The organism is Streptomyces sp. NPDC057654, assembly GCF_042800135.1.
Taxonomy (GTDB): domain Bacteria; phylum Actinomycetota; class Actinomycetes; order Streptomycetales; family Streptomycetaceae; genus Streptomyces.
On sequence record NZ_JBHVHQ010000622.1, the window covers coordinates 1 to 5,167 of the forward strand.

General features: G+C 73.3%; 3 protein-coding genes and 1 pseudogene. All 4 read right to left on the bottom strand.

The annotated features are described in order from the left end of the window. Positions 1-626: 626 nt before the first annotated feature. Positions 627-1,586 (bottom strand): annotated as a pseudogene (locus ACFU99_RS32135) (acyl-ACP desaturase); the annotation flags it as partial. A gap of 296 nt (positions 1,587-1,882) precedes the next feature. Then, the gene (locus ACFU99_RS32140) at positions 1,883-2,131 is read right to left on the bottom strand and encodes a hypothetical protein (protein ID WP_384398735.1); all 249 of its coding nucleotides are present in this window, start codon (positions 2,129-2,131) and stop codon (positions 1,883-1,885) included. 119 nt (positions 2,132-2,250) lie between these two features. Then, on the bottom strand, positions 2,251-4,518 hold the full coding sequence (gene malQ, locus ACFU99_RS32145; protein WP_384398737.1) for a 4-alpha-glucanotransferase: 2,268 nt from the start codon (positions 4,516-4,518) through the stop codon (positions 2,251-2,253). Beyond that, positions 4,519-4,806, bottom strand: a complete 288-nt coding sequence (locus ACFU99_RS32150) for a hypothetical protein (protein WP_384398739.1) — start codon at positions 4,804-4,806, stop codon at positions 4,519-4,521. Between the last annotated feature and the right edge of the window lie 361 nt (positions 4,807-5,167).

Sequence of the window (5,167 nt, forward strand, 5' to 3'; positions counted from 1 at the left end):
GCGGGGCCCCTGGCATGTACGGGGGGGAACAGCGGCGGGCTCTCAGAAGTCATAAAGGGTATGGGAACAGCGGAAACGACAGCAGAACCGGAAACCTCGGTACGGAACGCCCGTGCGGCTCTGGGCGAGGTGGCCTGCCGGTATCGGGCGGACGAGGTACGGCCGGAGGATCTGCCGATGGTCGCCGCCGAGGCGCTCGCGGGCGGCGTGGACTCGCCGACGCTGTGCGAGCTCGCGGGCTGGTCCCGTAACGCCGACGCCCACGACGTACGCGACGCCTTCGAGCTGGCGCTCGCCGAGTGCGGAATCGGGCTGCCCGCGCCCGATGTGGCGCTGCGCCACGCCCTGCGCCGCCGGGCGGCGGACCTCGTCGGCGGCGGCATCGGCCCCGCCGACCTGGCCAGGGAGGACTGGTGCGAGGCGGAGGCGGAGACCGCGGAGGAACGGGCGTTCCTGGCGCTGATCCCGCCGTGCGAGTGCTGTATCGCGTACACGCTGGGGCTCGGCCAGGAGGCGTGGGCGGCCGGGCTGCGGGCCGCCGCGCTCGCCCTGGCCGCCTCCCCGCCGCCGGGCCCCGGCTGCTGACCCGGCGGGCTCCCGCCCGGCTTTCTTAAGGCGCGCTCGGCGCGCGCCTTGCGGCGGGCCAGCAGGGCGGCGCGCCGTTCGTCGAACTTGACCGCCTGGTCGTCGAGGCCGCCCATGTACAGGCCCAGCTCCTCCTGCGCCTTGAGCCCCTCCGGGCCGAGGCCGCCGATGTCGAGGACCTTGAGGTAGCGCAGGACGGGCTGGAGCACGTCGTCGTGGTGGATGCGGAGGTTGTAGATGCCGCCGATGGCCATCTGGGCGGCGGCCCGCTCGAAGCCGGGGATGCCGTGGCCGGGCATGCGGAAGCCGACGACCACGTCCCGTACGGCGCTCATGGTCTGGTCCGGGGCCAGCTCGAACGCCTTCCCGAGCAGGTTGCGGTAGAAGACCATGTGCAGGTTCTCGTCGGTGGCGATACGGGCCAGCATCCGGTCGCAGACCGGGTCGCCGGAGTGGTGCCCGGTGTTGCGGTGCGAGATGCGGGTGGCCAGTTCCTGGAAGGCGACGTAGGCGACCGAGTGCAGCATGCTGTGGCGGTTGTCGGACTCGAACCCCTCCGACATGTGCTGCATGCGGAAGTTCTCCAGCGCGACGGGGTCGACGGCGCGCGAGGCGAGCAGGTAGTCGCGCATGACGATGCCGTGCCGCCCCTCCTCGGCCGTCCAGCGGTGCACCCAGGTGCCCCACGCGCCGTCGCGCCCGAAGAGCGAGGCGATCTCGTGGTGGTAGCTGGGGAGGTTGTCCTCGGTGAGGAGGTTGACGACGAGCGCGGTGCGGCCGATGTCGGTGACCTTCGACTGCTCGACGGCCCATGCCTCGCCGCCCATGATCCCGTCGAAGTCGCGGGCGTCGCTCCACGGCACGTACTCGTGCGGCATCCAGTCCTTCGCGACGCCGAGGTGGCGGTTGAGCTCGGTCTCGACGACTTCTTCCAGCGCGTACAGCAGCTGGCTGTCACTCCACGCGGCCTGGCCGTTGTGGCGGGAGGGGGCGATGGTCACAGCGGGGCTCCAGGGGACGGCTGGGGACGATCGTATGATCGTTACTTACGGGTCCGTAGGTTACGCCACCGTAGGTTAAGCCCGCCATAAACAGCAAGGGCCCCCTCCGCATCAGCGGAGGGGGCCGTTCCGGGGCAGGGGCGGGAGAGCGGTCAACTACGGACCGGCACGGACCAGTTCGGTCGGCGCGTCGGGCGAAAAGAAAAACCGCGCACCCCTGAAGAGGGATGCGCGGCATGCATAAGGCCACGTCGAAGGCGCGGACGGCCATACGGATGTACGTACGGCCGCGGGCGTCACTTCTTGCTGTAGTGCCAGTCCGACTTCTTGGTGCCCACCATGACCAGGCCGGTGATGACCAGGAAGAGGACGATCGGCGCGGCGACATAGAGGCCGAGCGTCTCCATGACGCTGAGGCCCGGACCCGGGTCGTCGCCGTCGTCGCGGACGAGCGCGAAGGCGGGGGACGACATCAGCAGCACCAGTGTCACGCCGGCGGTGATCGTGCCGGCGCGCAGGGCGTTCTTGTTGACCTTGTTGCTCACAGAGCCAAAGTATCGGACGTGCGAAAACCTCGCGCGCTCGGGGTGGCTTGTGGATGGCCGAGGTGGCTTATGGCCGGGAATGGCTACGGAAGCCGAGGGAGCTACCGGAGCTACGGGAGCTACGGGGCCCCCTCTCCCGCCCCCCTGTGCCGCGGAGCGGCGCCCCGCAGCTCGCTCATGAGCGCGTGCAGGCGCGGTGACGCCGCCAGTTCCTCGAAGGAGACCGGCCGGCCGTGCGCGTCGGCGATCGGCAGCCGCCAGTTGGGGTACTGCCGCCACGTCCCCGGCAGGTTCTGCGGGCGCCGGTCGCCCACGGCGTCCGGGAGCCACACCCCGACCATCCGCGCCGGGGTGCGCAGCAGGAAGCGGTGTACGGCCTTGATCGCCGCCTCCTCGTTGCCCGGCCCCTCCGGCAGCAGCCCCAACTGGCCGAGCAGCGCCATCCACTCCGCGACCTCGATCGCGTCCTGGCCGCGCTCCTGCGCGAGCGGCCGGGTCAACAGTCCGAGCCGGTGCCGGAGCTCCACGTGCTCGCCGGTGAGGCGGGCCGCGGTGCTCGGCAGGTCGTGGGTGGTGGCGGTGGCGAGGCAGCCGGCGCGCCACGCCTCGGGGGGCAGCGGCCGCGGCCGCCCACGGGCCCCGGCGCCCCCCGCCGCCTCGGGCGCCACAGGAACCTCTCCCGCCTCGGGCCCGTCACCGGACTCGGCCTCCGCCCCTGCCCCGGCCTCCGCCCCGCCCCCGTAATCACGCTCGAACCACAGCACCGACGTGCCCAGCGCCCCCCGCTCCGCCAGAGCCCGCCGCACGCCCGGCTCCACCGTGCCCAGGTCCTCGCCTATGACGGCCGCGCCCGCGCGGTGCGCCTCCAGGGCGAGAACGCCGAGCATCGCCTCCGCGTCGTAGCGCACGTACGCGCCCTCGGTCGGCTCGCGGCCCGCCGGGACCCACCAGAGCCGGAAGAGGCCCATCACATGGTCGACGCGCAGCGCGCCCGCGTGCCGCAGGATGCCGCGCAGCAGCCCGCGGTAGGGCGCGTAACCGGCGGCGTCCAGGGCGTCCGGGCGCCACGGCGGCAGCCCCCAGTCCTGGCCGCGCGAGTTGAAGGCGTCCGGCGGCGCGCCGATGGACATGCCGGAGGCGAACGCGTCCTGCTGCGCCCAGGCGTCCGCACCGCCCGGATGGACGCCGACCGCCAGGTCGTGTACGAGCCCCACCGGCATCCCCGCGTCGCGCGCGGAGCGCTGGGCGGCGGCGAGCTGCTGGTCGGTGAGCCAGGCCAGCCGGCAGTAGAAGTCGACGCGGTCGAGCAGTTCGCCGCGGGCGCGGGCGGTGCGGGTCGAGCGCGGGTCCCCCAGCCCCTTCGGCCACGCGTGCCAGTCGGCGCCGTACACCTCGGCCAGCGCGCACCACGTGGCGTGGTCGTCCAGGGCCCGGCCCTGCTCGGCGAGGAAGTCGCAGTACGCGGCGCGGCGGCCGGGCGAGAGCGGCACGGCCCGTACGAGCTCCAGGGCCTCCCGCTTGAGCGCCCATACGGCGTCCCGGTCGATGAGCCCGCTGCCGTCGAGCACGGCGGCGCGCAGCACCGCGGCGCGCGCGAGCAGCGCGTCGGCGTCGTCGCGGGCCTGCCCGGCGAGGTGCGCGTACTCCGGCACCGCCTCGACGCGCAGATACACCGGGTCCGGGAAGCGGCGCGAGGAGGGGCGGTACGGCGAGGGTTCGGTGGGCGCACCGGGCACGGCCGCGTGCAACGGGTTGACCTGCACGAAGCCACAGCCGAAGGAGCGGCCGGACCAGGACGCCAGCTCGGCGAGGTCGCCGAGGTCGCCCATGCCCCAGGAGCGCGCGGAGAGCAGGGAGTACAGCTGCACCATGAAGCCGTGGCTGCGGGCGGCGGGCTCGGGCATCCGGTCGGGCACGACGAGGAGCGTGGCGCGGGCGGACCGGCCGTCGGGGGTGTGCGCCCGCAGCACATGGCTGCCGAGCGGCAGCCCGCCGGCGTCGGCGGTGGACTCCCCCGCGTCCGCGCCGCTCCGGCCGTGTCCGTGGAAGAAGGCGGCGCCGTCCCAGGGGAGGCGCTCGCCGCTCTCCGTCTCGACGCTCAGCGCGGTGCCCTCGGGCAGGACGGGCAGCGGCGGCGTCCGCCGTGACGTGGTGGCGCCGGGCGCGACGGGGGCTCGCAGCACCACCGTGGCGGGCAGCAGCCGGCCGCGCTCCGCGAGCGCGTGGTCGTCGAGGGCGGACTGTACGGACCGGGGCGTGGAGGCGTCGACTCCGAGCGCGGCGAGCACCTCGACGATGGTGTCCTCGGACACCCGGACGCCGCGGCCCGGCGAGGTTTCGTAGGACGTGGCGACGCCGTGCAGCTCGGCGAGCCGCGCTCTGGCCACTCAGACCTCCGCGTACTCCATGCCGAGACCGGCGGTGGTGGGCTCGCTGGTGAGCGGCGGCTCGGCGGTGTTCGGGGACTCGCTGGTGAGCGGGGTGGCGTCGGCGAGCGGCGGCTCGCAGGTCAGCGGCGGCTCGACGAACGCACCGGAGCCGTCGAGGCCGGAGTCGGGGCCCGAGACGCCGTCGAACAGGTCGGGCTCCTGCGGGGGCAGGTCGGGTTTGGAGAACCCCGGGATATCGGAGGTGCTGGAGATCGCGGAGAGCAGGAGTTGAGCTGACGCGGCCACACGGGCCTCCTGGAGGTGATGGCAGTGGGACACATTTGCCCTACCCACTCGCGGCGAGGGCAGACGTGTCGAAATGGGGAACGTGCTCCAGGTCACATTACGTTCCCGGCAGGCGATTTCACGGCCGTGCGCCGTAGAGGAAGAAGAGAATGCGGACCAAGTGGACATCTTGGCGGCTTTTTTGCGGTGGGGCGGGTGACGGTGACGAGGGGGTGCGGCCCGCGCGGACGCGGGGCGTACCGCGCCGCTCGGGGGACCAAACCCGTACGGCCGTACGGACACCCGTACGGCCGTATCCCCGCGCCCCTTCCCCGACGATTCCCCGACGATTCCCGATGCCCCCCCGATGACGCCCGATGAC